Here is a 21498-nt window from a genome sequence, read left to right on the forward strand (position 1 = left end):
ACGGCGGTCCAATCCTGATATGGAGGCCAATCGTGGATATGGAGGCCGATCCTGATAGACGGTATTCGCGCAGCGACGGCTGTCAGTCGATCTTCAGCGCCGCGACCGCGCCTTCGTTCATCAGCGGGACATAGATGGTCGAGTTGCCGTCCGTGCCGATGTCGGCGCTGCCCGGCTTAAAATGCGCCACCGCTTCCGGGGCATCGCCGGTCTGGTAGCGGTAGAGCGTGCCGGTCATGTAGGCGGTCGCATAGATGATGTCGCCAATGGCGATGACGCCGTCGAGGTCGGCGAAGTTCTGCGCGCCCGGCAGCGGCGTTATCTTTTTACCGGCAAGGTCGACCGACAGCAGGCCACCCGGCTCGGCGGTGCTGAAATCGGCCTTGATGCCCTTGCCCCAGGAGGCGACGATCAGCCTGCCGCCGTCGGCAAAGACGCCGTTGGGCGAAGCCAGAAGTGGGTCCTTCACGAACAGTTCCGGCCGGCCGCCGTCGATGCGGTAGATGGCATCGGCCAGCATATCGGTGACGTAGACCTTGCCGGCGCTGTCCTGGGTCATGTCGTTGAGGAAGACCGCGCCAGGCACGTCGATGGTCGAGACCAGCTTGCCGCTGGCAAGATCGACGACGCGGATTTTGGTGATGTCGGCGACATAAAGCTTGCCGCCGGCGATCGCCATGCCCTTGGGCGCGTCCATGCCATCGGTCCAGTGACGGGTGATGATCTTGCCGTCCAGCGACAGCAGCGACAGATAGCCGTTGCCGTCGGCATCGCCGGGATTGCCGACGATATTGGAAACGACGATGCGTCTGTTGGCGGCATCGAAAAGCGCCGATTCCGGCTGCTCGAAACCGGCCGCGCGCCAGATTTCTCCGGCCCGGGCGGCGGGAACGGTTGCAATGGAGATGATGGCGAGAAAGGTCGAGGCGATGAGGGTTTTCATGGGTGCTCTCCTGTGATGACGACGGAGAGCTACTTTTTTCGATACTTTTCCGGAAGACAGTTCAAGTCTAGTATCGAAGATCGATACGAATTCGCGCAAAAGAGGTGCATCCCATGAACGGTCCGATCTTCGAAGCATTGAAACGGACGCTGAAGGCGAAGGGCCTGACCTATCGCATGCTGGCCGAGCGCATGGGGGTTTCCGAACCGACGGTGAAGCGCATCTTCCACGAACGAAACTGCAAGCTCGACCGGCTGATGGAAATCTGCGCCGCGGCCGAGGTCGAGCTGGAAAACGTGCTGGGCTCGATGAACAGGGGGCCCGGACCGGCCAATCACATCGCGCCGGAAATCGAGCGCAAGCTCGCCGGCCGGCCGGCGCTGCTGTTCGTCTTCGTCATGCTGTCGGAAAAATTCACGCCGGAAGGCATCATGCGCTCGCAAGGCCTGAGCGAAGCCTCGATGTTCCTCTATCTGCGCGATCTGGAGGAGCTCGGCCTGGTGGCGCTCGGACGCGGCCTGTCTGCAAGGCTGCTGGTCGAGACGCCGATCCAGTGGAATTTCGAGGGGCCGCTCAGGCCATCCTTCGAGATGACCAACAAGAATTTCATCGGCTGGGCGATCGGCCATCTGGAGCGGGAGGCGACCTTCGTCAGCTTCTCCAGGCGCATGCGGCCGGAGACGGCGCAGATGGTTCGGCGTGAGGCGGAAGAGCTGGCCGAACGCGCCAAGCTGCTTGCCCATCACGACCAGCACACAACACCGGAAGACCAGCTTATCGGCTACAAATGGACGTTTGCCTTCGGCGCGACGCCGTTTGCGTCGATCATGCCGATCGGCCCGCACGCGCGGGACGCAGGCGCGCGAACGGATAGCGGGGCGAAAGGGCGGCGGCCGCTGCCGGCGTGACGGTTGAAATCCAGCGCTTGGCACCCCCAGTCCGGACACCCGGGGAGAGTATTGGATGTCGTGGAAACTCGATGAGACCGTGCAAACATCCGCGGGCACAGTGGCAGCGGGTCGACTGGGTAGCGGGCCTGCGCTCGTGCTGGCTCATGGTTGGCCGTGGTCTTCGTTCTCATGGCATCGGATCATTCCGGACCTCGCTAGGCGGTATCGCGTCCATTGGTATGATATGCCCGGCTACGGACAATCCGAAAAAGACGCGCGGCAGCGCACGTCGCTCGACGTGCAAGGAAAGATATTCGCCGAGATGCTTGCCTGTTGGGATATCGAACGTCCGATCGTCATTGCCCACGATATGGGTGGAGCGATAACACTACGAGCGCATTTGCTGCATGGCTGCGACTTCGACCGGTATCTGCTGATGAACGTTGTCGCGATGCGCCCTTGGGGATCGGAGTTCTTCGATCATGTCGGTCGCCATGTCGATGCCTTTCTGGGCCTGCCGCCGCACATCCACAGGGCTATCGTAGAGGCCTACATCAAGGGAGCCATCATAAATGACATCGATTCCGGAGATTTCGAGAAGCTTGTCGAGCCGTGGCTTTCCGAGGAAGGGCGCGCGAGCTTCTATCGCCAATTTGCGCAAGCCGATGAAAGACTTACCGCCGAAGTCGAGCCGATGTTTGGGGACATACGCTGTCCGGTAAAGATAATCTGGGGTGAGGACGATCCATGGATTCCGCTGACGCGAGGCAAAGCGCTTCATGCGTTGATCCCGCAAGCGTCGTTCGAAACACTTCCTGGCGTCGGCCACCTGCCTCAGCTTGAAGCTCCGGATCTGGTGCTGAGGCGGCTGAGCGCATTTTTGGGTGGACCTTGATGACATCTCCGCGCGACGCCAGTCGTCGATGGTTTCGCAAGGCCCGGCGGCCGCAAAGATACTCCCTCACCCTGCGGGAGGGCAGGGGTTGGACATGCGATGGTAGAGTCTATTGCCTGACACAGTCCCTCGGAGAGGCCAGATATTCGCTCCAAGTCAGCTGGCGGCCGCGCCTACCTCTTCCGGCTGGCCGGCGAGATCGCCGCGTGCCTTGCGCGCAAGCTTCTTCGTCGAACGCTTCGGGCTGTCGCCGAACAGTTCGGCGGCGTCGGCCAGACAGGCCTTGCTGAGGCTCTTTTCCGAGCGCTTCAAAAGCTTGCGCAGAAGCCTGGTCTCTTCGGGCGGACCAAGCGGCTCGCCATCGGCGTCGAGCAGGCCGCGCATGACGAAGACGTCGTGAAGGTCGCCGAGCTGGTCGCCCAGCTTGTCGACGGCTTTACGGCGACCCTTGATCGGCGTCGGCCACAAACGGCCGAGCAGCGACAGATGCATGGAGTGCGTCTTGGCCGCCTTGCGCAGGTCATGGAAATCGTCGGCGGCGCCGCGCGAACCGGCCTTGTCCAGCCCCTTCCTGGCGCGCCGCAAGGTGGCGCGGGCGCCTTCGGCCAGGATGTCGGCGGCCTGCTCGGGCTGATCGGGCAGGGCCAGCCTGCCGATCCGCTCAAGGCCTTCCTGACAGGCGGCGACGGCCGCGTTGATGGCGGCGTCGAGGCCGGCGCCGGCATGAAGCTCATGCTGGCGCAGCACCAGCCGGTCGCGGACGGGGTCGAGGCCGCCGCCGGCGCTCTGCTCCGGAAAAGCCTCGGCGAGGCGATCAATGGTCTCGATCAGCGCGGTCGCCTCGCGCGGGCCGGCAAGCAGCGCCGACACCTGCTTGTAGCATTCGTTTTCGGTCTGGCAGAACGGTTCGTCCCCGGAACGAACCAGGCGCAGCAAGGCGCGCACGCTCTTCAGCCGCTTGCGGCATTTGTGCAGCCCCTGCTCCGGCTTCTCGCGCGCCAGTTCAAGATGACTGAGCGCCCTGCCGATTTCGTCGGCAAGGATACGTCTGACCTCGCCGGTCAGCGGCAGGCGCGGATCGATGCGAAAGCTCATGCGGCGATCTCCGGAATCCCCCCAAGGGCGAGCGACGCGTTGTAGAACCTCGATTGGCCGGTGACCTCGCGACCGAGCCAATCAGGCAGCATTTCGTCTGGTACGTCCTCCGGCGTCTCGAGCTCGGCGACCACCAGCCCCGCGAGCATTCCGCCGAATACATCGACTTCATAGAGATAGCCGCGGTGTCTAACATGGTGGCGTGTCTTCTCGATGACACGTCCGAGCGCGAACGCCGTCAGCTCCTCGGCCTCGGCAAGAGGGATGGAATATTCGAACTCGTCGCGCTCACGCTCGCTGGCGCCGAATTTGAGCGTCAGCTCGGCGGAGCTGCCGTTGCTGATGCGCACGCGCACCGTGCGCCCCGGTGTGGCGGCAAGGTAAAACTGGCGAATGCGGATTTCCGCTTCCACCAGATCGCGCCAGGCGGCGCCGGCGACCAGAAACTTGCGCTCGACTTCCTTGCCCATGGCCGCGCACTAAAGCGTGCGGGAAATGAGAAGGCAAGCCGCGCAGGAAACGAAATTGACTTTAATCAATCGATTGATTAAAATGCCGACCATGATCAAAGTGCCGGACAGCAAAACATCGCGCCATGACACCTCGCCCGCCGAGCAGACGCGTGCTGCACTGGTGCGCGCCGCGCTGAAACTGTTCGGGCGGCAGGGCTTCGACGGCACCTCGACGCGCGAGATCGCGGCCGAAGCCAAGGCCAATATCGGCTCTATCGCCTATCATTTCGGCGGCAAGGAAGGACTGCGCGCCGCCGCCGCCGATTACATTGTCGACACCATCCAGGGAATCGCCGGACAGGCGCTCGGCGCCCCGCAGGCGACTGCACCGCCGAACAACCCCGAAGCGGCGCGGGCGCTGCTTTCCACCGCGCTGGAGCGGATGGTGGCGTTTGTGGTGGCGACTCCCGAAGCAGGCGAGATCGTACAATTCGTACTCGGAGAGCTGTCGCATCCGACGGCGGCGCTCGACCGCATCTATGCCGGCGTGTTCGAGCCGACGCATCGCCGGCTTTGCCAGATCTGGGAGCAGGCGACCGGCGAACCGGCCGAAAGCGAAGCCACGCGGCTTACCGTGTTCACGCTGATCGGCCAGGTCGTCTATTTCCGCATCGGCCGCGAGGCGGTGATGCGCCGGATGGGCTGGCGCGAGATCGGCGAGGCGGAGGCGGCCAAGGTGGTGGCGGTCGCGACCGGCAATTTGAGAGCAATGCTGGCGGCACGCGGTGCAGCCGCCGGCAAGGAGGACAAGTCATGAGTTTCCTGTGTTCGCTGCCGCTCGCCGCACAGTTGTTCGGCGCCTGCGCGCCGGCGGCACCGCTCGCCGTCGGCTATGTCGAGGGCGAATATGTGCTGCTGGCGCCGATCGAGGTGGCGCAGGTCGAGACGGTCGCCGTCAAGCGCGGCGACCGTGTCGCGCCCGGCGCGCCGGTGGTGACGCTGGAAAGCGCCGACGCCAAGATCGCCGTGGCGCAGGCGCAGGCGGCACTTGCCCAGGCCCAGGCGCAGCTTGCCGACCTGCAGGTCGGCAAGCGGCCGGAAGAAATCGCTGTGCTGAAGGCCGCCGTCGATATGGCCAAGGCGCAGGCCGCCGACGCCAAGCGCAAATATGACCGGGCCAGCGACCTCTACAAGCGCGGCACCGGCACCCAGGCCGATTATGACACCGCCTCGGCGACGCTGGAGACCGCCACCGCGCAGGTCGGCCAGGCGGAAGCCAATCTCGCCGTCGGCGGCCTGCCGGCGCGCGCCGAGACGATCAAGGCCGCCGACAACCAGGTCAAGCAGGCGAAGTCGGAACTCGACCAGGCGCAATGGCGGCTGTCGAAGCGCGTGCTGGCGGCGCCCTCGCCCGGTCGCGTCAACGACGTCATCCGCAATCCCGGCGACACCGCCGGGCCGACCGCGCCGGTGCTCTCCATGCTGCCCGATGGCGCCATCAAGCTCAGCGTCTATGTGCCCGAAAGCGCCTTCTCGTCGGTCAAGGTCGGCACCATGCTCAGCGTCCATTGCGACGGCTGCAGCGCGGACGTGAAAGCGCGCGTCAGCTACGTCTCGCCCGATCCGGAATTCACCCCGCCGGTGATCTATTCGCTCGAGAACCGGCAGAAGCTTGTCTATCTGGTCGAGGCGCGGCCGGAAGGCGGCGCCGGCCCGCTGCAGCCCGGTCAGATCGTCGATGTCGACTTGGCGGACCTCGGGGCGGACCTCGGGGCGGACCTCCAGAAATGAACGTCATTGACGTCCATGACCTGGTCAAGCGCTTCGGCGACAAGACCGTCGTCGACCATGTGACGATGACGGTGGCCGAGGGCGAGATCGTCGGCTTCCTCGGGCCGAACGGCTCGGGCAAGACGACGACCATCCGCATCATGTGCGGCCTCTTAACGCCGGATGAGGGCGAAGGCACGGTGCTCGGCTACGACATCCGCACCGACTCGCTCAGGATCAAACGCGAAGTCGGCTACATGACGCAGAGATTCTCGTTCTACGAGGATCTGACGATCGGCGAGAATCTCGAATTCGTGGCGCGACTCTATCAGCTGAAGCCGGTCGAGGAGCATGTGGCCCGCACGCTTGGGGACCTTGGCCTGACGAGCCGCCGAAACCAGCTGGCCGGCACGCTTTCCGGCGGCTGGAAGCAACGGCTGGCGCTGGCCGCCTGCATCATGCACGAGCCGAAACTGCTGCTGCTCGACGAGCCGACGGCCGGCGTCGACCCGAAGGCGCGGCGCGAGTTCTGGGACGAGATCCATCACCTCGCCAGCGGCGGGCTGACGGTGCTGGTCTCCACCCATTACATGGACGAGGCCGAGCGCTGCCACCGCATCAGCTACATCTCCTACGGCAAGATGCTGGCCACCGGCACCGTCGCCGAGGTGGTGAAGAATGCCGGGCTGACCACTTTCGTCCTGCAAGGGCCGCGCCTCGACAAGGTCGCGGAGGCGCTGCAGGGCCGGCCGGGCATCGACCAGGTGGCGCCGTTCGGCGCGGCGCTGCATGTCGTGGGCTCCGACAAGAAGAAATTGGAAGCGGCCCTGGCCGATGTCGAGAAGGAGCACAAGGGCGTGACGGTGGCGCCGGGCCAAACCAGCCTGGAGGACGTGTTCATCCAGTTCATGTCCGGCTCGAAGGACAACATGGGATGAGAAACGGGATAGCTAGCATTTTTTCCTTCGCCAGGCTCGGCGCGCTGCTGATCAAGGAGTTCATCCAGATGCGTCGCGACCGCATCACCTTCGCCATGATGCTGGGCGTGCCGCTGATCCAGCTGGTGCTGTTCGGCTACGCCATCAACAACGACCCGAAGAGCCTGCCGGCGGCACTGGTGGCGACCAGCAGCGATCCCTACACGCGCGCCATGGTCTCGGCGCTGCAGACGACCGGCTATTACCGCTTCGACCAGGTCGCGCAAAGCGCCGAGAAAGCCGAGTTCCTGATGGCGCGCGGCGACGTCGCCTTCGTCGTCACCATCCCGGCTGATTTCGGACGCCGCGTGGAGCGCGGCGACAAGCCGCAGATCCTGATCGAGGCCGACGCCACCGATCCGGCGGTGGCCAGCGGCGCCATCTCGACGCTGGGCACCGTCGCCAGCCAGGCGCTGCTGAGAGCCCAGGGCATGCAGGAGGCTGCCGCCGAGGCGGCGCGCGGCCAGCTCGATGTCGTCGTGCACCGGCGCTACAATCCCGAAGGCATCTCGCAATACAACATCGTGCCCGGCCTGCTCGGCGTCATCCTGCAGATGACGATGGTGATGATGACGTCGATCGCGCTGACGCGCGAGACCGAGCGCGGCACGATGGAAAACCTGCTCGCCATGCCGTCCAGCCCGCTCGAGATCATGCTTGGCAAGGTGCTGCCCTATCTGGCGGTCGGCGCCGTGCAGGTGCTGGTGGTGCTGGCGGCGTCGAAGCTGCTGTTTGCCATTCCCTTCATGGGCTCGATCTCGCTGCTTCTGACGGCCGTGCTGATCTTCGTGCTGGCACTGGTGCTGCTCGGCTACTCGATCTCGACGATTGCCCGCACGCAGATGCAGGCGCTGCAGCTCACCTTCTTCTTCTTCCTGCCCTCGATCATGCTGTCGGGCTTCATGTTCCCCTATCGCGGCATGCCCGGCTGGGCGCAGATTTTTGGCGAGATCTTCCCGCTGACGCATTTCCTGCGCATCACCCGCGCCGTCATGCTGAAGGGCGCCGAGCTGCCAGCGGTGGCGACCGAGATCGGCTGGCTGGTCGTGTTCGTGGCGCTGTTTGCCGGCGTGGCGCTGGTGCGGTTCAGGCGGACGCTGGATTAGAACTAAAGCTCATCCGCCGGACGAGCGAGAGCGGCTCGAACAGCCTCGCCGTGGTCAGGAACGGACAAGGAAGAACGGCACCCCTGTCCAAGGAAGGGCAGAACCGTTCGTGCTCAGGGACGCACGTGGATGATCGTCTTGCCCTTGCGTCGCTCGGTCGGGTTGAAGGCAGCGATGGCATCGTCGAGGGTCGAGACGCTGCCGATGTTCGTCCGCAGTCGCCCGTCCCGCACCCGCTGGACGATCTCGCTCAGCTGGGCACGATCGGACTCGACAACGAAGTCGACGGCCAGGCCATCGGCGGGCCGCACCTCGGCCGGCCCGACGACGGACACCAGCGTTCCTCCGGTCCGAACCATGCCTGCGGACCGCTTGCCGACGTCGTCGCCGATGACATCGAACACCAGATCGACTTTGCCGGCGTCTTCCAGGATGTCGTTGTCGAGGTCGACGAACTCATTGGCGCCGAAGTCGAGCGCCGTCTGACGGTCGGCGGCGCGTCCGCTGCCGATGACGTAGGCACCGGCCTCTCGTGCGAGTTGCGTCACCATCGAACCGACCGCGCCGGCTGCGCCGTGCGCGAGGACGCTCTGCCCCGCCCGAAGGCGGCCGTGCTCGAACAGTCCCTGCCACGCGGTCAGGCCCGAGATCGGCAAGCTCGCGCCCACCGTGAAGTCGACGTCGCCCGGCAGTGGCGCCAGGTTGCGCGCCTCCATGGCGACATACTGCGCCAGGGTACCGTCGCGATACCAGTCGGCGAGGCCGAACACCCGCTGTCCTACCGACAATCCGGTCGTGCCGTAGCCGAGAGCGGTGACCACTCCGGCCAGCTCGTGTCCGGGGATCGACGGTGTTCGATCACGGTCGCGGCGATCGGTCCAGGTCGAGGGCCACGCCAGCTCAGTCGGGACGAATCCCGACGCATGAACCTGAACGACGACGTCGTTTATTGCTGCCTGCGGCTCGGGCCGTTCCACCAGCGTCATCCCGGCCGTTCCCGCAGCCTGGTCCGTCACCACAATTGCCTTCATGAAGTCCTGCTTTTCGTCTGTCGCTTCGGTGCGCAGCACCGCGCTCATCGGCAATCTGGCGACGCGCACGATGACGCCTTGCCGCTCTGGCAGCTGCCAAGGATCAGGAAATCAAAATCTTGGGGCATGAGATTTCTCCTCTGCGTTCCGGAAACGATAATGGCATATCCGGCAGCAGGCGTCCGTCCGCTTGCTGCCGGATTTTTCGACTGAGGCTGGCAAATCAGCGCTGCCCGCCCGAAGCGGTGATGCGTTCACCCGTCAGCCAGGCGGACTGGTCGGAAGCGAGGAAGACGGCGACGCGGGCGATATCGTCGGGCAACCCGATTCGGCCCATCGGCAAGGTCGCTCCGATGGTCCTGGCCGTTTCGCCCTCGATGCCGGCGGCCGCGAGCCCTTCGGTTTCCGTCATGCCCGGCGCGATCGCATTGACGCGGATCTTGCGGGTGGCCAGTTCGTTGGCAAGCGCCCTGGTGATGGTATCCACCGCGCTCTTCGAGGCCGAATAGACAACCGAGTTAGGCACAGGATTGGTGCTCGAAATCGTGCTGAGATTGATGACGCTGCCGCCATTGCCGTCAAAAGACCTTGCCGCTTCCTGGGTCGTCAGGATCGTGCTCAGCACATTGATGTTGAACTGCCGGTGGAACTCGGCTTCCGTCACTTCCTCCAACGGCCCGAAGCGGTAGACGCCGGCATTGTTGACGAGGATGCTGGGCGTGCCGAAGGCCGCCTTGGTCTCGGCGAAGAGCCGCTTCACGTCGGCGCCCTTGCTGACATCCGCCTGGACCGCAACGGCCCGGCCGTTGTCGCGCAGGATGTCGCCGACCACCTTGTCCGCGTCTTCCCTGCTCGAACCGTAATTCACCACCACTGCGGCGCCCGCCTTTGCCAACTGGCGCGCGATTGCCGCGCCGATGCCCTTCGAGGCTCCGGTGACGATCGCCACTTTGTCTTTCAGCTCGTCCATGGTCTTTCTCCTTCAATTCTGCGAAGCGCCGTCAATCGGCGTGTTGATCAGGAGATAAATCATGCGTTGCGGAGGCAGTAGCCTGGCAAATCTCATATGATATATACGTTTGTCGTATGAATGACCGGCTGCAGCAACTCGCGATCTTCGTCCGCACCGTCGAGACCGGCAATTTCTCGAAAGTGGCACGGGAGTTCGGCCTGTCGCAGCCTTCCATCTCGCGCACGATCGCGGCGCTCGAAGAGCGGCTCGGCGTCAAACTGCTCACCCGGACAACGCGCCAGCTGTCGATAACCGATGCCGGCGAAGCGTTACTTTCGCGTGCCCGCGAGGCGCTAGCCGGCATCGAGGAGGCGGAGAACGCCGCGCGCGGCGCGGACCGGCTGTCCGGCATGCTGCGCGTGGCGTTGTCTACGACCTTTGGAGTCGGGCAGATCGTGCCGTTGCTGCCCGCCTTCCTCGAACGGCATCCGCTGCTCAGGATCGACCTGATGATGTCCGATCGCTACGAGAATTTGATCGCCGAAGGCGCCGACATGGCGCTTCGCCTCGGCAACCAGCCGGATTCGAGCTTCGTGACACGCAAGCTAGCCACGACCCGGCGCCTGTTCGTCGCCGCGCCTGCCTACCTTGCCGGCCGCGGCACGCCGAAAAGGCTCGCGGACCTCGGCCAGCACCACCTCATCGGTGGGCCTGGCGATTGGGGCGACCAGACCTGGACGGCGCAACGCGATGGCGTGACCGAGGTTCAGCCGGTCAATCCGCGCGTGCAGACCCGTTCGGCCATCGGCGTTGTCGCCAGTGCGAGCGCCTGCCTCGGCATCGGCATCGCCTCGACTTGGATGTGCGCGGGCGAGCTTGCTTCAGGCACACTCGTCGAGGTCCTGGCCGATTATCGGCTCGAGCCGATAACGGCCTATGTGGTCTTTCCCGCCGGACGGCGCCCTTCGCAAAAGGCGCGCGCCTTCAGCGACTATCTGGAGCTGGCGCTGGCGAGCGAATGAGCGCCGCGCCAGCCCTAAAGCATATCGCGTGAAAAAGAATTCACGCGACATGCTTTACGTCTTTGATCTAAGCATGTCTTTGTCCCGAAACAGCTGCACACTTTCGGGAGACATGCTTTAAGCAGCGGCCATGATCCCGGCATAGGTGCCGAGATCGACATTGCCGCCGGAGAGCACGACGGCGACGCATTTGCCGGCAATGTCGATCCTGCCCGATGCGAGTGCCGCCAGGCCGACCGAGCCGCCGGGCTCGACCACCAGCTTGAGATGGGCCATGGCGTCGCGCATCGCCTGTCGGACCGCGTCCTCGGAGACGGCGATGCCGCCGGCGAGGTTCCTGCGGTTGATCTCGAAGGTGATCATGCCCGGCTCGGCGACCAGCAGCGCATCGCAGATCGAGGCGTGGCCGGGCTCGTTGGCGACCCGGGCGCCCTTGGCCAGCGAGCGGCTGGTGTCGTCGAAATGCTCGGGCTCGGCTATCCAGACCGACGTGGCCGGCGAAGCATCCTTAACCGCGATCGATATGCCGCTGCTCAACCCGCCGCCGCCGCACGGGATGACGACGGCGTCGAGGCTGACGCCAAGCGCCTTCGCCTGGGCGACCAGTTCAAGGCCGATCGTGCCCTGGCCGGCGATGATGGCCGGATCGTCATAGGGCGGCACCAGCACCATGCCGCTTTCGACATAGGGCCGGACCACCACGGTGCGGTCTTCGCGGAAGCGATCATACGGCACCACCTCGGCGCCCAACTTGCGGACATTGTCGATCTTGATGGCCGGCGCATCGGCGGGCATGACGATGACGGCCTTGACGCCGAACATCGCGGCCGACGCCGCGACCCCTTGCGCATGGTTGCCGGAGGAATAGGCGACGACGCCGCGGCTGCGCTCTGCCTCGCTCAGCGACGAGAGCTTGTTGTAAGCGCCGCGGAACTTGAAGGAGCCGGTGCGCTGCAGCGTCTCGGGCTTGAACAGGATGCGGCCGCCATAGCGTCTGTTGAGCTCTGCCGATTCGATCAGCGGCGTTTCGACGATCAGGCCGGAAAGCCGCGCGGCGGCGGCGTGGATATCGGCGATGCCGGGCGGGGTTGTCATGGGCGTGGCCTCGCGGGGGATTGGTTACCTATGGTGCACGGAAATTATCCCGGCGCGCCAACGAAAAAATGTGACGGGTACAAAGTTGGAGAATCCTGCCCGACCCGACAGAGCCGCGCCGAGGATGGCGGTTGGCGATGGCTCCTAGAGCGTTTCACCGTTTCACAGAAACGGCGAAACACTCTATCTGTTTGTCTTTACGCAATTCCGGACGGAAAACCGTGTCACACTTTTCCTGGAATTGCTCTAGCCTCTGTTTCGGCCGCTACGCGGACTTCACCTCACCCCAGCAACGCCCTTTTGCGCTTGCTGCCGCCCAGCTTGCGCCAGGTATTGAAGCGGTGGGAGGCGGCGGCGAACGAGATCTTCATCTGCTGGGCGACCGAGTAGCGTGATTTGCCTTCATCGAACATGCGGTAGCAGCACTCGACACCTTCCTCGGTTAGCTTGCCGTCTAAGGTCTTGTTGTGCGGGTTGGCAGGGTCGAACTTTTCCACCTGCTGCTCGACCAGACCCTTGAGGCGCTGCAGATCGGCCTCGATGCTGGCGATAAGGTCGAGAACGGGTTTCGCGTCGAATGTGTGCGGAGGTTCCGTCATCCCTTGCTTCCTTTCTCTTTTGCTTAACGTAACGCTATATAGGTGAACATTCGGCAATAATGAAGGGCGGCAAGTGGATTGATGATTTCGGCGTCCGCCACGGCGAGCGCGATTGACCCCCGGCGCTCGAAATCCTAGTTTAGAATAATTCTAAACTAGAGAGATTTCATCATGCTTTCCCGTGTTTTCGGCTTCGGCCGCCGTTCCTTCGATTCGCTCACGGAGCAGGAAATCCTGGCGCTAGCGATCTCGTCCGAAGAAGATGACGGGCGCATCTACCGCGCCTATGCCGATGGGCTGGCACAAGATTTCCCACAATCGGCCAAGGTATTCGAGGCCATGGCCGAGGAAGAGGACGGCCATCGCGATTCACTGATCGAGCTTCACCGCAAGCGCTTCGGCGAGCGCATCCCGCTGATTCGCCGCGAGCATGTGCGGGGCTATTACGAGCGCAAGCCTGACTGGCTGGTGCGGCCGCTCGGCATCGAGCATGTGCGCCGGCAGGTCGAGGAGATGGAGCAGCAGGCCTACCGTTTCTATGTCGAGGCGGCCAAGCGCACCACCGACGCCTCGACCAGGAAGCTGCTCAACGACCTGGCGGCCGCCGAGCAGGGCCATGAGAGCGCGGCGCATGAGCTGGAGCAGAAGCACGTCCCCGGCGAGGTCAGGGCCGAAGAGGCGAGCGCCGAGCAGCGGCAGTTCATCCTTACCTATGTGCAGCCGGGCCTGGCCGGATTGATGGACGGATCGGTGTCGACGCTGGCGCCGATCTTCGCCGCCGCCTTTGCCACCCACCAGACGTTCCAGACCTTCCTTGTCGGCCTCGCCGCCTCGATCGGCGCCGGCATTTCGATGGGTTTTACCGAAGTCGCTTCCGACGACGGCAAGCTGTCTGGCCGCGGCTCGCCGGTAAAACGCGGGCTCACCGTCGGCATCATGACGACGTTGGGCGGGCTCGGCCACGCGCTGCCCTATCTCATCCCGTATTTCTGGACGGCGACAGCCGTGGCCGCGGTGGTGGTGTTCTTCGAGCTGTGGGCGATCGCCTTCATCCAGAACCGCTACATGCAGACGCCGTTCTGGCGCGCCGCCTTCCAGGTGGTGCTTGGCGGCGCGCTGGTGTTCGCGGCGGGCGTGCTGATCGGGAATGCGTAGCGCTCTTCCTTCTCCCCCTGTGGGAGAAGGTGGATCGGCGCGTTAGCGCCGAGACGGATGAGGGGTGCGTGCCAGAGTGAGACGTCGGCGTTCCCTGGAACACCCCTCATCCGTCGCCTTCGGCGACACCTTCTCCCACAAGGGGAGAAGGTGGAGCTTCACTCATTTACCGCACGGCTATCCGCCGGCGCCTCGGCCCTTTCGGTGAGCCCGTAGTCGCGCACGACATGGGCGATGCGCAAACGATAGCCGGCAAAGATTCCGCCGCGACCGGCCTTTTGCGCCTGCCGGTGCTCCTCGGTGTTGCGCCATGCCGTCACTGCTTCCTCGTCGCGCCAAAAGGACAGCGACAGGATGCGGCTCGGATCGGCCAGGCTCTGGAAGCGCTCGACCGAGATGAAGCCGTCAATGCCGTCGAGCAGGGGCTTAAGCTCGGCGGCGATGCCGAGATAGGCATCGCGTTTCCCTTCAGCCGGCTCGACCTCGAAAATGACAGCAATCATGCCTTTGTCCCCTCTTCCACCGTCACATTGGTCTGAAAGATCTGCCTCGGGCCATGCGGCCCCGACACCAGCTTCAGGAAGACGCGGTCTTCCTTCAGGATGAACTTTTCGCGCCGCGCGAATTCGTAGTTTGCCTTGCCGGCGGCATCGGCGGCAAGCCGGGTGCGGTAGGCCTCATAGGCCGCAAGGCTTTCGATGTTGTAGGCGGCGTAAGCGGTGGTGGCCGAGCCTTCATGCGGCGCGAAATAGCCGATCAGATCGGCGCCGCAGCGCGGAATGGCCTGGCCCCAGGCGCGCGCATATTGCTCGAACGCCGCCTTGCCGAACGGGTCGATCTCGTAGCGGATGAAACAGGTGATGGTCATGTGTCGGTCTCCTCGTCGGGTTGCGTCCTGCGATGACAGTTCGACCGTGGTCGAAACATCGCTTGCGTCAGTGTGCTAGGCATTTCGTGTCAGGAGCGTTTGCCGCTGTCGTCGTCGGCTGCTTGAGCTGAAGCGATAATAGTGCTTCCCTCACGGGGATGCTTCGATGAGGATCGAACTATGCGTGAAGGACCCGACATCGCCCGCATCGCCAGCCTGGTCGGCGATCCGGCCCGCGCCAACATGCTGAACGCCCTGATGGGCGGCACGGCGCTGACGGCGTCCGAGCTGGCGCTGGAGGCCGGCGTGTCGCTGCCGACCGCCTCCTCGCATCTGTCGAAGCTGATGGAAGGCGGGTTGCTGTCGCTGGCCAGCCAGGGCCGCCACCGCTATTACGGCCTCGCCGGCCCGCAGGTGGCCGGCATGATCGAGGCGATCACCGGTGTCGCCGAAGCCGTCGGCCCAAAACGGGTGCGGCCCGGGCCGCGCGATGCGGCAATGCGGGTGGCCCGCGTCTGCTACGATCATCTCGCCGGCGAACAGGCGGTCGCCATGCTCGACCGGCTTTTCGACAAAAAAGTGCTGCTGCGCGACGACAACGAGATACGGCTGGCGCCTTCCGGCGCCTCGCATTTTGCCACGCTCGGCATCGCGATCGACGCCAAGGCGCGTCGGCCGGTGTGCCGCGCCTGCCTCGATTGGAGCGTGCGGCGCTCGCATCTGGCCGGCACGCTGGGCGCGGCCATCCTCGACAAGATTATCGCCGAGAAATGGGCTCGGCGCGAGAAGGACAGCCGCGCCGTGGTGTTTTCGCCCAAGGGCAAGCAGGCGTTTGAGAGGGTGTTTCTCGCTTGATGGTTAGCCGCGCTTCAGCGGCTTGCCAAGCTTGAAGAAATCCTTCCACGGGTCGGCCTTCTTCAGCTGCTGCAGCGTCGTTTTATCGCCAATCGGAAAAGCGTTGGGGGGCAGACCCTTTTCGATCTCCGGCCATGTCGCCGGCATCGACACGGTCGCGCCCTTCTTGGCGCGCGAGGAATAAGGCGCCACCGTGGTCGCGCCGCGGCCGTTGCGCAGATAGTCGACGAAGATTTTTCCGGTGCGCGCCTTCTTCGACAGCGTCGCGGTGTAGCGGTCGGGCGAAGCCTGCTCCAGCGCGCGGGCGAAATCGTGGGCGAAGTCCTTGACCTCGTCCCAGTCCGCCGACGGTTTCAGCGGCACCAGCACGTGGTAACCCTTGCCGCCGGACGTTTTGACCAGGTTCGGCAGCGACAGCTCGTCCAGCCTGGCATGGATGTCGAGCGCCGCCTCGCGCACCTTCTCGACGTCGACGCCCTCATCCGGATCGAGGTCGAAGATGATCTGGTCGGGCTTTTCGAGCTCGTCGACGGTGCAGCCCCAGATATGGACCTCGACGACGCCGTACTGGACCAGTGCCGCGATGCCGTCGAAATCCCTGATGAACAGGATCTCCTCGCCGTCGGTCGGGTCTTTCATCCGGGCGATCTTGTCGCTCATGCCGGCCGAGGCATGTTTCTGGAAGAAGCGCTGGCCGCCGATGCCGTCCGGCGCCCGCACCAGGCTGAGCGGCCGGTTGACGACGAAGCGCTCCATGCGCGGCCAGACCAGCGCGTAATGCTCGAGCAGATCCTGCTTGGATATTTTTTCGTCGGGCCAGAGCAGCTTGTCCGGATGGGAAAGCTTAACAGAGGTCTTGAGCGCCCCGCTCGACCTTGCCTTTGGCGGCGCCTTGCCGTCACCCGACCGCGCCACGCTTTCGGACTTGCCGGTGTCCTGCTTCGGCTTTTCCTGCACGACTTCCTCCGCCGGCTTGTCCTCGCGCAATCCCTGGAACGAGGCGTGGCGGATTATACGGTCGGATGTCCAGCTGCGAAACTCCACTTCGCCGACAAGTTCGGGCTTGACCCAGGTGAGGCCCTTGCCCTTCGGCACGGCCGCCGAGAAGGGCGAGGTTTTGGCCTCAAGCGCGTCGAGTTTCTTCTTCAGATCCGCCGCCACCTTGCCGGAAAAACCGGTGCCGACGCGGCCGGCATAATGCAGCTTGCCGCCCTCGTAATAGCCGACGAGCAGCGAGCGCAGGCCGCGCCCGGTCTTGTCCGACGGCAGATAGCCGCCGATGACGAATTCCTGGCGCAGCGTGCATTTGGACTTTATCCAGGCGAGGCTGCGGCCGCTGCGATAGGGCGCGTCGGCGCGTTTGGAGACGACGCCTTCAAGACCCATGCGGCAGACATGCTGCAGCATGACCTTGCCCGGCTCGTGGAAATGGTCACTGAAGCGCAGCGCCGAGTGTTCGGGCTGCTCGCCGAGCAGTTCGGCCAGGGCCTGCTTGCGTTCGACCAGCGGCTCGCGGCGCAGATCCTCGCCGTCAAGCCGCAGCAGGTCGAAGACATAATAGACGAAGCGGTCGGTGCGGCGGGCCGACAGATCGGCCTGCAGCAGGGCGAAGGACGACACGCCGTTGTCGGCGAGCACCACGATCTCGCCGTCGATGATGGCGTCGCGGCATTTTAGGCCGGCAAGGGCGGCGGTGACGGGGCCGTCGAATTTCCCGGTCCAGTCGAGACCGGCGCGCGTCAGCAGCCTGACCTCGCTGCCGGCGATCTGCGCCTGCATGCGGTAGCCGTCGAATTTCACTTCGTGCAGCCAGTCTTCGCCGGCGGGCGCATCTCTCTCCAATGTGGCCAGCTGCGGCTCGATGAAGTCAAGCCGCCTGGCGTGCCCGGCCTTTGCCTTGGAGGCGGCCGGCTTGTTGGACTGCCAGACCTTCGGCTTTTCGCCCCTGGCCGCCCTGCCCTCGCCGACTTCCTCGATGGTCAGGCCCGACTTCACCGATTTCGGCTCTTCCTTGAGGATGTCCTCGCCGGGGCGGGCGGCGGCGTCGTTGGACTTGATCAGCAGCCAATTGTCGCGCTTCTCGCCGGGGCGGGGCCTTAGCCGCACCAGATGCCAGCGGCCATTGAGCTTGTGGCCTTCGAGCTCGAAATCGATATGGCCCTTCTTCATCGCCATGGCGGGATCGCCTTCGGGGATCCATTTGCCTTCGTCCCAGAGAAGGACGGCGCCGCCGCCATACTGGCCTTTCGGAATGGTGCCCTCGAAGGAGGCGTAGTCGATCGGGTGATCCTCGACATGGACGGCCAGCCGCTTCTCGTGCGGATCGAGGCTCGGGCCGCGCGTCACCGCCCAGCTCCACAGCACGCCGTCATGCTCCAGGCGGAAATCATAGTGGAGGCGGGTGGCCGCATGTTTCTGGATGACGAAGATGCCGCCGGCTTCGCCTTTTTTGCCGCGTGCGACCTTACCGGCCGGCTCCGCGGTTTTCTTGAAGTCGCGCTTGGCATGATACTGCTCAAGGCCGGCCATATTGGCGTGCTCCTATGCGGATTTGCGCCTGGGCGCAGCGGCTTTGGCCTTGCTCCGCCCGGTCGCCGCCTTCGTCTTCGAGGACGCTTTGCCGCCTTCCGAGTTCAGGCTCTTCTTCAGCGCGTCGAACAGGTTGACGACGTTGGACGGCTTGGGCGGCGCCTTGGCCTTCGGCGCCTTCTTGCCGGCCTTCTTGGCGCGGATCAGCTCGAGCAGCGCCTCCTCGTAGCGGTCATCGAATTTCGAAGGATCGAATTTCGCGTGCTTCTTGTCGATGATCAGCTCGGCCAGATCGGTCATCTCCCGGTCCGTCTTTACCGACTTGATCTCGCCGAACACCGTGTCCGGCTGGCGCACCGTGTTGTCGTAGCGAAGCGTGGTCAACACCATGCCCTTGTCCAGCGGCTCGATCACCACCGGGCGTTCGCGCCGGTAGAGGACGATCCGGGCAAGGCCGGCCATCTTCTTGCCGGCCATGGCGTCGCGGATGACGGCGAAGGCCTCCTCCGACACCTCGTCGGCCGGCGATACATAATAGGGCGTATCCAGATAGATCTGCTCGATCGAGGCTTTGTCGACGAAGCCGTCGAGGCTCATCGTGTGCGAGGACTCGACCTGCACCGCCTCGATCTCGTCCTCCTCGATGTGGATGAAATCGCCGTCGTCGTCCTCGTAGCCCTTGATCTCGTCGCCTTCCTCCAGCGGCTTCCCGGTCTCGGCGTCGATATAGATGCGCTTGACGGTGTTGCCGGTCTTTCGGTTGAGAATCCGGAACGAAACCTTCTCGGCATGGGTGACGACGTTGGTCAGCTCGATGGCGCAAGTGACCAGCGACAGCTTCAGATAGCCCTTCCAGGCGGGGCGCGGTGCCAAGGCGAACTCCCTGCGCTATGCGATTCCAACCGCAACGGGCAGGGGCTCGCTTCGGTTCCGAACGAGGCCGGCAGCCCAGTGCGGCGCCGGGGCGGCCCTTGCCGTCAGCCTATTCGGCGGCCTGAAGATTGACCCTGCTCTCCGCGATTTCGGTGAGCTTGCGGTCGGTTGCCTGTTCTTCCTTGAGGTTCCTGGCCAGCACGTTGGCGCAGTCGCTGCGGCCGAGCTGCTTGGCCCAGGCGATCAGTGTGCCGTAGCGGGTCATTTCGTAATGCTCGACGGCCTGCGCGGAAGCGATCAGCGCGGCGTCGAGGACCTCCTTGTCGTCGACGTCGCCGCTCACCTCGTCAGCCTCCTCGAGGATGCCGTCGATGGCCGGGCAGTTGACGGTCTTGGCCTTGACGCCTTGCAATTCGAACACCTGCTCGACCCGCTCGACATGTCCCCTGGTCTGCTCGAGGTGCTTCTCGAAGCCGGCCTTCAATTGCGGATCGGTCGCCTTGCCGATCATTTTCGGCAGCGATTTCTCGATCTGTTTTTCGGCGTAGTAGATGTCACGCAGCGTGTGGATGAAGAGGTCGTCCAGCGTCTTGATGTCTTTCGAAAAGAAACCCATGGCGGTTGCCCTTTCCTTGCTCTTGCTGTGTTTGGGGGTCCGGCAGCGGCCAGAGCCGCTGTCGGCAAAGCCGGTTTCACACGGTCTGAAGCTAACGTGCCGCCGCCGGCCATGTTCCTTGGCGCGAGCGACGGAATGTCTCCACGCCGCGCCGACATGAAACAAAACCGCGCCCAAGCGACATCGAAACGAAACACAACCGACAGAAAAGCGGCGCCGGGCACTTACAAGCCAATGGAGATACCGAAATGACCAATATCCTTCGCAACGCGTTGCTCGCGGCTGTCGCCATATCCGGCCTGGCCGGATCGGCAATGGCCGGTCAGCAGATGACCTGCGGCAACACATCGAACGACAAGCTCTGGGCCGGCCGTTGCTGCGGCATTCACGGGGCGAATTGCCTCGGTGGCGAGAGCCACGACCATGACCGCGACCGCGGTCGTCCAGCGTAATCGTTTCGATGCCGGAGGCCTGGCCGGCTAACCGCCGCCACGCCTTCCTTGAAGGCGCCGATCAAAAAGCGAACCGGCCGGCTAACCGCCGGCCGGCCCTTCCGCAAGGGCAATCGATCCTCGGCGGCAAACCCACGAAAAGACCCCGAATCAGCCGCATTGCAGCCACGAACCAAGGCATTTCGGACCAGAAATTAACATCACGTTCACTGACTATTCACGCCTCGACGCTATGCTCGCGAACAATTCGGACGGGACATCCGAAACCGGGACAGGGGACAGTTAAATGAAGTTTTGGAACCATATCGCCGGCTACGCCGCCGCCATCCGGGAGTTCGTCGCGCCGACCTATCGGCCGGAGCGCTACTACATGCGCGGCCCCGGCCCGGCCTGCGCCCGCCGCGGCAACTCGCTCGGCGTCAGCGCGCACTGATCATGAGCTTCGAAAACCGTCATAACAGCCGGATCTGCAAGCCGGCCGCCGACCATCGCGCAACCACCTATCGCGCCGAGCGCCCCGCGCTGGCCAAGGGGCGTGCGACAACGCCGCGACTTTGACGCTGCCGCCGGCTGATTTAGTGTCTCGAGGCACAAGCAGCCGGGGCCGACATGACCGATCCGCCCGAACCGAGCCGTCCGCCTCTCCAAGTTCTCGATGCGAGCCAGCCGCTGATCGTTTTCGACGATGCCCGCTCCGTTCGGGCTTCGCCGGAGTACCGCTCGTCGCTGAGAGGCGTTTCTCTTCCTGGTAGAGTGGCGCGGGAGGCGCTGCCTGTCGGCTACCTTCCGCGCCATATGTCAGCTCTTGATTTCGATGCGCTTAGCCGGTGACTGCGCTTTCGCGGTCTTCGGCAGCGTCACCGTCAAGACCCCGTTTTTGAAGCGGGCGTCGACCTCGCCCTCCTCGACTTCGTAACCGAGGGGGATGCGTCGCTCGAAGCGGCCGTAGTAGCGCTCCGAGAACTGCCGGTCCCTGTCCTCCGTTTCGGAGCGCTTCTCACCCTTCAGCGTCAGCACGCCGTCGTCGAGCAGCACTTCGATGTCCTTTTCCTCCAGACCTGGAACCTCGGCCGTCACCTTGATCTCCTTCTCGCCGTCGGAAATCTCGACGCTCGGCCAGCCGCTACCGAAGGAAGATACCGTGCCAAAGGCCGGTAGCGCAGGGCCGAAGCCGCGGAAAGCGTCGTCGAACAGGCGGTTCACCTCGCGGTGCAACGAGAGAAAGGGGTCGCGCTCGTCATCGCGAAACAAGCTCGGAAGCCGGCTATTTTCCCGTCTCCAAGGAATCAGATCACGTACACTCATTGTTGTTCTCCTTCTATT

At 64.1% G+C, this 21498-nt stretch carries 25 protein-coding genes; 12 read left to right on the forward strand and 13 right to left on the reverse strand.

The window, feature by feature from the left end; genetic code table 11:
• Nucleotides 1-82 precede the first annotated feature (82 nt).
• On the reverse strand, nucleotides 83-943 hold the full coding sequence (locus tag FJ974_RS03320; protein ID WP_140538867.1) for an SMP-30/gluconolactonase/LRE family protein: 861 nt from the start codon (nucleotides 941-943) through the stop codon (nucleotides 83-85).
• A 113-nt stretch (nucleotides 944-1056) separates the two neighbouring features.
• On the opposite strand from FJ974_RS03320, the gene FJ974_RS03325 reads away from it, so the two are divergent.
• Nucleotides 1057-1851 (forward strand): helix-turn-helix domain-containing protein, encoded by a 795-nt coding sequence (locus FJ974_RS03325; RefSeq protein WP_140538868.1) that lies wholly within the window; start codon nucleotides 1057-1059, stop codon nucleotides 1849-1851.
• 55 nt (nucleotides 1852-1906) lie between these two features.
• Nucleotides 1907-2728: an alpha/beta fold hydrolase gene (locus FJ974_RS03330; RefSeq protein WP_140538869.1), complete on the forward strand. Its 822-nt coding sequence runs from the start codon at nucleotides 1907-1909 to the stop codon at nucleotides 2726-2728.
• A gap of 156 nt (nucleotides 2729-2884) precedes the next feature.
• On the opposite strand, the gene FJ974_RS03335 is transcribed toward FJ974_RS03330, so the two are convergent.
• Together FJ974_RS03335 and FJ974_RS03340 are read right to left on the reverse strand one after the other, a co-directional pair.
• Nucleotides 2885-3823, reverse strand: a complete 939-nt coding sequence (locus FJ974_RS03335; protein WP_140538870.1) for a CHAD domain-containing protein — start codon at nucleotides 3821-3823, stop codon at nucleotides 2885-2887.
• Complete coding sequence (locus FJ974_RS03340) at nucleotides 3820-4293, reverse strand: CYTH domain-containing protein (RefSeq protein WP_140538871.1); 474 nt, start codon at nucleotides 4291-4293, stop codon at nucleotides 3820-3822. Before FJ974_RS03340 ends, FJ974_RS03335 begins: the two co-directional genes overlap by 4 nt.
• A gap of 91 nt (nucleotides 4294-4384) precedes the next feature.
• Between FJ974_RS03340 and FJ974_RS03345 the strand changes: the two genes are divergently transcribed.
• Genes FJ974_RS03345 through FJ974_RS03360 form a run of 4 tightly spaced genes read left to right on the forward strand, consistent with a single transcriptional unit; the run spans nucleotide 4385 to nucleotide 8128 of the window.
• Entirely contained in the window at nucleotides 4385-5092 is a 708-nt protein-coding gene (locus FJ974_RS03345; RefSeq protein ID WP_140538906.1) for a CerR family C-terminal domain-containing protein, read from the forward strand.
• Complete coding sequence (locus tag FJ974_RS03350; RefSeq protein ID WP_140538872.1) at nucleotides 5089-6066, forward strand: HlyD family secretion protein; 978 nt, start codon at nucleotides 5089-5091, stop codon at nucleotides 6064-6066. The genes FJ974_RS03345 and FJ974_RS03350 overlap by 4 nt, the downstream gene beginning before the upstream one ends.
• The gene (locus FJ974_RS03355; RefSeq protein ID WP_140538873.1) at nucleotides 6063-6983 is read left to right on the forward strand and encodes an ABC transporter ATP-binding protein; all 921 of its coding nucleotides are present in this window, start codon (nucleotides 6063-6065) and stop codon (nucleotides 6981-6983) included. The genes FJ974_RS03350 and FJ974_RS03355 overlap by 4 nt, the downstream gene beginning before the upstream one ends.
• An 8-nt stretch (nucleotides 6984-6991) precedes the next feature.
• Complete coding sequence (locus tag FJ974_RS03360) at nucleotides 6992-8128, forward strand: ABC transporter permease (protein ID WP_140538907.1); 1137 nt, start codon at nucleotides 6992-6994, stop codon at nucleotides 8126-8128.
• Nucleotides 8129-8241: 113 nt separating this feature from the next.
• On the opposite strand, the gene FJ974_RS03365 is transcribed toward FJ974_RS03360, so the two are convergent.
• Nucleotides 8242-9159, reverse strand: coding sequence for an NADP-dependent oxidoreductase (locus FJ974_RS03365; protein ID WP_140538908.1), 918 nt, complete (start codon nucleotides 9157-9159; stop codon nucleotides 8242-8244).
• A 223-nt stretch (nucleotides 9160-9382) separates the two neighbouring features.
• Complete coding sequence (locus FJ974_RS03370; RefSeq protein ID WP_140538874.1) at nucleotides 9383-10129, reverse strand: SDR family NAD(P)-dependent oxidoreductase; 747 nt, start codon at nucleotides 10127-10129, stop codon at nucleotides 9383-9385.
• Between the two features lie 116 nt (nucleotides 10130-10245).
• Here FJ974_RS03370 and FJ974_RS03375 point away from each other — a divergent pair, with 116 nt between their 5' ends.
• Nucleotides 10246-11133 (forward strand): LysR family transcriptional regulator, encoded by an 888-nt coding sequence (locus FJ974_RS03375; protein ID WP_140538875.1) that lies wholly within the window; start codon nucleotides 10246-10248, stop codon nucleotides 11131-11133.
• A 117-nt stretch (nucleotides 11134-11250) separates the two neighbouring features.
• Here FJ974_RS03375 and FJ974_RS03380 read toward each other — a convergent pair whose 3' ends face one another.
• Together FJ974_RS03380 and FJ974_RS03385 are read right to left on the reverse strand one after the other, a co-directional pair.
• Entirely contained in the window at nucleotides 11251-12228 is a 978-nt protein-coding gene (locus FJ974_RS03380; protein ID WP_140538876.1) for a threonine/serine dehydratase, read from the reverse strand.
• Nucleotides 12229-12509: 281 nt separating this feature from the next.
• The gene (locus tag FJ974_RS03385; RefSeq protein WP_140538877.1) at nucleotides 12510-12827 is read right to left on the reverse strand and encodes a hypothetical protein; all 318 of its coding nucleotides are present in this window, start codon (nucleotides 12825-12827) and stop codon (nucleotides 12510-12512) included.
• 171 nt (nucleotides 12828-12998) lie between these two features.
• Here FJ974_RS03385 and mbfA point away from each other — a divergent pair, with 171 nt between their 5' ends.
• The gene (mbfA, locus tag FJ974_RS03390; RefSeq protein WP_140538878.1) at nucleotides 12999-13982 is read left to right on the forward strand and encodes an iron exporter MbfA; all 984 of its coding nucleotides are present in this window, start codon (nucleotides 12999-13001) and stop codon (nucleotides 13980-13982) included.
• A gap of 158 nt (nucleotides 13983-14140) precedes the next feature.
• Here mbfA and FJ974_RS03395 read toward each other — a convergent pair whose 3' ends face one another.
• Nucleotides 14141-14485 carry an antibiotic biosynthesis monooxygenase family protein gene (locus FJ974_RS03395; protein ID WP_140538879.1) on the reverse strand — a complete coding sequence of 115 codons (345 nt, stop codon included), beginning with the start codon at nucleotides 14483-14485 and terminating at the stop codon, nucleotides 14141-14143.
• Complete coding sequence (locus FJ974_RS03400; protein ID WP_140538880.1) at nucleotides 14482-14850, reverse strand: NIPSNAP family protein; 369 nt, start codon at nucleotides 14848-14850, stop codon at nucleotides 14482-14484. The genes FJ974_RS03395 and FJ974_RS03400 overlap by 4 nt, the downstream gene beginning before the upstream one ends.
• Nucleotides 14851-15030: 180 nt before the next feature.
• On the opposite strand from FJ974_RS03400, the gene FJ974_RS03405 reads away from it, so the two are divergent.
• On the forward strand, nucleotides 15031-15705 hold the full coding sequence (locus FJ974_RS03405; protein ID WP_140538881.1) for an ArsR/SmtB family transcription factor: 675 nt from the start codon (nucleotides 15031-15033) through the stop codon (nucleotides 15703-15705).
• A gap of 3 nt (nucleotides 15706-15708) precedes the next feature.
• Here FJ974_RS03405 and ligD read toward each other — a convergent pair whose 3' ends face one another.
• The 3 genes from ligD to FJ974_RS03420 form a co-directional block, all read right to left on the reverse strand.
• Entirely contained in the window at nucleotides 15709-18234 is a 2526-nt protein-coding gene (gene ligD, locus FJ974_RS03410; RefSeq protein WP_140538882.1) for a DNA ligase D, read from the reverse strand.
• Between the two features lie 12 nt (nucleotides 18235-18246).
• A complete protein-coding gene (locus tag FJ974_RS03415) occupies nucleotides 18247-19107 on the reverse strand; it encodes a Ku protein (RefSeq protein ID WP_140538883.1) in 861 nt (286 codons plus the stop codon).
• 109 nt (nucleotides 19108-19216) lie between these two features.
• Nucleotides 19217-19723: a ferritin-like domain-containing protein gene (locus tag FJ974_RS03420; protein WP_140538884.1), complete on the reverse strand. Its 507-nt coding sequence runs from the start codon at nucleotides 19721-19723 to the stop codon at nucleotides 19217-19219.
• 248 nt (nucleotides 19724-19971) lie between these two features.
• Here FJ974_RS03420 and FJ974_RS03425 point away from each other — a divergent pair, with 248 nt between their 5' ends.
• The 3 genes from FJ974_RS03425 to FJ974_RS30145 all read left to right on the forward strand — a co-directional run bounded on the left by FJ974_RS03425 (nucleotide 19972) and on the right by FJ974_RS30145 (nucleotide 20733).
• On the forward strand, nucleotides 19972-20175 hold the full coding sequence (locus tag FJ974_RS03425; RefSeq protein ID WP_140538885.1) for a hypothetical protein: 204 nt from the start codon (nucleotides 19972-19974) through the stop codon (nucleotides 20173-20175).
• Between the two features lie 286 nt (nucleotides 20176-20461).
• Nucleotides 20462-20608: a hypothetical protein gene (locus tag FJ974_RS03430; RefSeq protein ID WP_140538886.1), complete on the forward strand. Its 147-nt coding sequence runs from the start codon at nucleotides 20462-20464 to the stop codon at nucleotides 20606-20608.
• A gap of 2 nt (nucleotides 20609-20610) precedes the next feature.
• The gene (locus FJ974_RS30145) at nucleotides 20611-20733 is read left to right on the forward strand and encodes a hypothetical protein (protein ID WP_264296800.1); all 123 of its coding nucleotides are present in this window, start codon (nucleotides 20611-20613) and stop codon (nucleotides 20731-20733) included.
• Nucleotides 20734-20973: 240 nt separating this feature from the next.
• Here FJ974_RS30145 and FJ974_RS03435 read toward each other — a convergent pair whose 3' ends face one another.
• Nucleotides 20974-21480: an Hsp20/alpha crystallin family protein gene (locus FJ974_RS03435; protein ID WP_140538887.1), complete on the reverse strand. Its 507-nt coding sequence runs from the start codon at nucleotides 21478-21480 to the stop codon at nucleotides 20974-20976.
• Between the last annotated feature and the right edge of the window lie 18 nt (nucleotides 21481-21498).

This window comes from Mesorhizobium sp. B1-1-8 (assembly GCF_006442795.2).
Taxonomy (GTDB): Bacteria; Pseudomonadota; Alphaproteobacteria; order Rhizobiales; family Rhizobiaceae; genus Mesorhizobium.

Coding starts and splice junctions, on each gene's coding strand:
- FJ974_RS03330 (WP_140538869.1), top strand. CDS start 1,907: ATGTCGTGGAAACTCGATGAGACCGTGCAAACATCCGCGGGCACAGTG.
- FJ974_RS03335 (WP_140538870.1), bottom strand. CDS start 3,823: ATGAGCTTTCGCATCGATCCGCGCCTGCCGCTGACCGGCGAGGTCAGA.
- FJ974_RS03430 (WP_140538886.1), top strand. CDS start 20,462: ATGAAGTTTTGGAACCATATCGCCGGCTACGCCGCCGCCATCCGGGAG.
- FJ974_RS03385 (WP_140538877.1), bottom strand. CDS start 12,827: ATGACGGAACCTCCGCACACATTCGACGCGAAACCCGTTCTCGACCTT.
- FJ974_RS03425 (WP_140538885.1), top strand. CDS start 19,972: ATGACCAATATCCTTCGCAACGCGTTGCTCGCGGCTGTCGCCATATCC.
- FJ974_RS03435 (WP_140538887.1), bottom strand. CDS start 21,480: ATGAGTGTACGTGATCTGATTCCTTGGAGACGGGAAAATAGCCGGCTT.
- FJ974_RS03395 (WP_140538879.1), bottom strand. CDS start 14,485: ATGATTGCTGTCATTTTCGAGGTCGAGCCGGCTGAAGGGAAACGCGAT.
- FJ974_RS03375 (WP_140538875.1), top strand. CDS start 10,246: ATGAATGACCGGCTGCAGCAACTCGCGATCTTCGTCCGCACCGTCGAG.
- FJ974_RS03380 (WP_140538876.1), bottom strand. CDS start 12,228: ATGACAACCCCGCCCGGCATCGCCGATATCCACGCCGCCGCCGCGCGG.
- FJ974_RS03350 (WP_140538872.1), top strand. CDS start 5,089: ATGAGTTTCCTGTGTTCGCTGCCGCTCGCCGCACAGTTGTTCGGCGCC.
- FJ974_RS03325 (WP_140538868.1), top strand. CDS start 1,057: ATGAACGGTCCGATCTTCGAAGCATTGAAACGGACGCTGAAGGCGAAG.
- FJ974_RS03420 (WP_140538884.1), bottom strand. CDS start 19,723: ATGGGTTTCTTTTCGAAAGACATCAAGACGCTGGACGACCTCTTCATC.
- FJ974_RS03320 (WP_140538867.1), bottom strand. CDS start 943: ATGAAAACCCTCATCGCCTCGACCTTTCTCGCCATCATCTCCATTGCA.
- mbfA (WP_140538878.1), top strand. CDS start 12,999: ATGCTTTCCCGTGTTTTCGGCTTCGGCCGCCGTTCCTTCGATTCGCTC.
- FJ974_RS03370 (WP_140538874.1), bottom strand. CDS start 10,129: ATGGACGAGCTGAAAGACAAAGTGGCGATCGTCACCGGAGCCTCGAAG.
- ligD (WP_140538882.1), bottom strand. CDS start 18,234: ATGGCCGGCCTTGAGCAGTATCATGCCAAGCGCGACTTCAAGAAAACC.
- FJ974_RS03405 (WP_140538881.1), top strand. CDS start 15,031: ATGCGTGAAGGACCCGACATCGCCCGCATCGCCAGCCTGGTCGGCGAT.
- FJ974_RS03345 (WP_140538906.1), top strand. CDS start 4,385: ATGATCAAAGTGCCGGACAGCAAAACATCGCGCCATGACACCTCGCCC.
- FJ974_RS03355 (WP_140538873.1), top strand. CDS start 6,063: ATGAACGTCATTGACGTCCATGACCTGGTCAAGCGCTTCGGCGACAAG.
- FJ974_RS03340 (WP_140538871.1), bottom strand. CDS start 4,293: ATGGGCAAGGAAGTCGAGCGCAAGTTTCTGGTCGCCGGCGCCGCCTGG.
- FJ974_RS03365 (WP_140538908.1), bottom strand. CDS start 9,159: ATGAAGGCAATTGTGGTGACGGACCAGGCTGCGGGAACGGCCGGGATG.
- FJ974_RS03400 (WP_140538880.1), bottom strand. CDS start 14,850: ATGACCATCACCTGTTTCATCCGCTACGAGATCGACCCGTTCGGCAAG.
- FJ974_RS30145 (WP_264296800.1), top strand. CDS start 20,611: ATGAGCTTCGAAAACCGTCATAACAGCCGGATCTGCAAGCCGGCCGCC.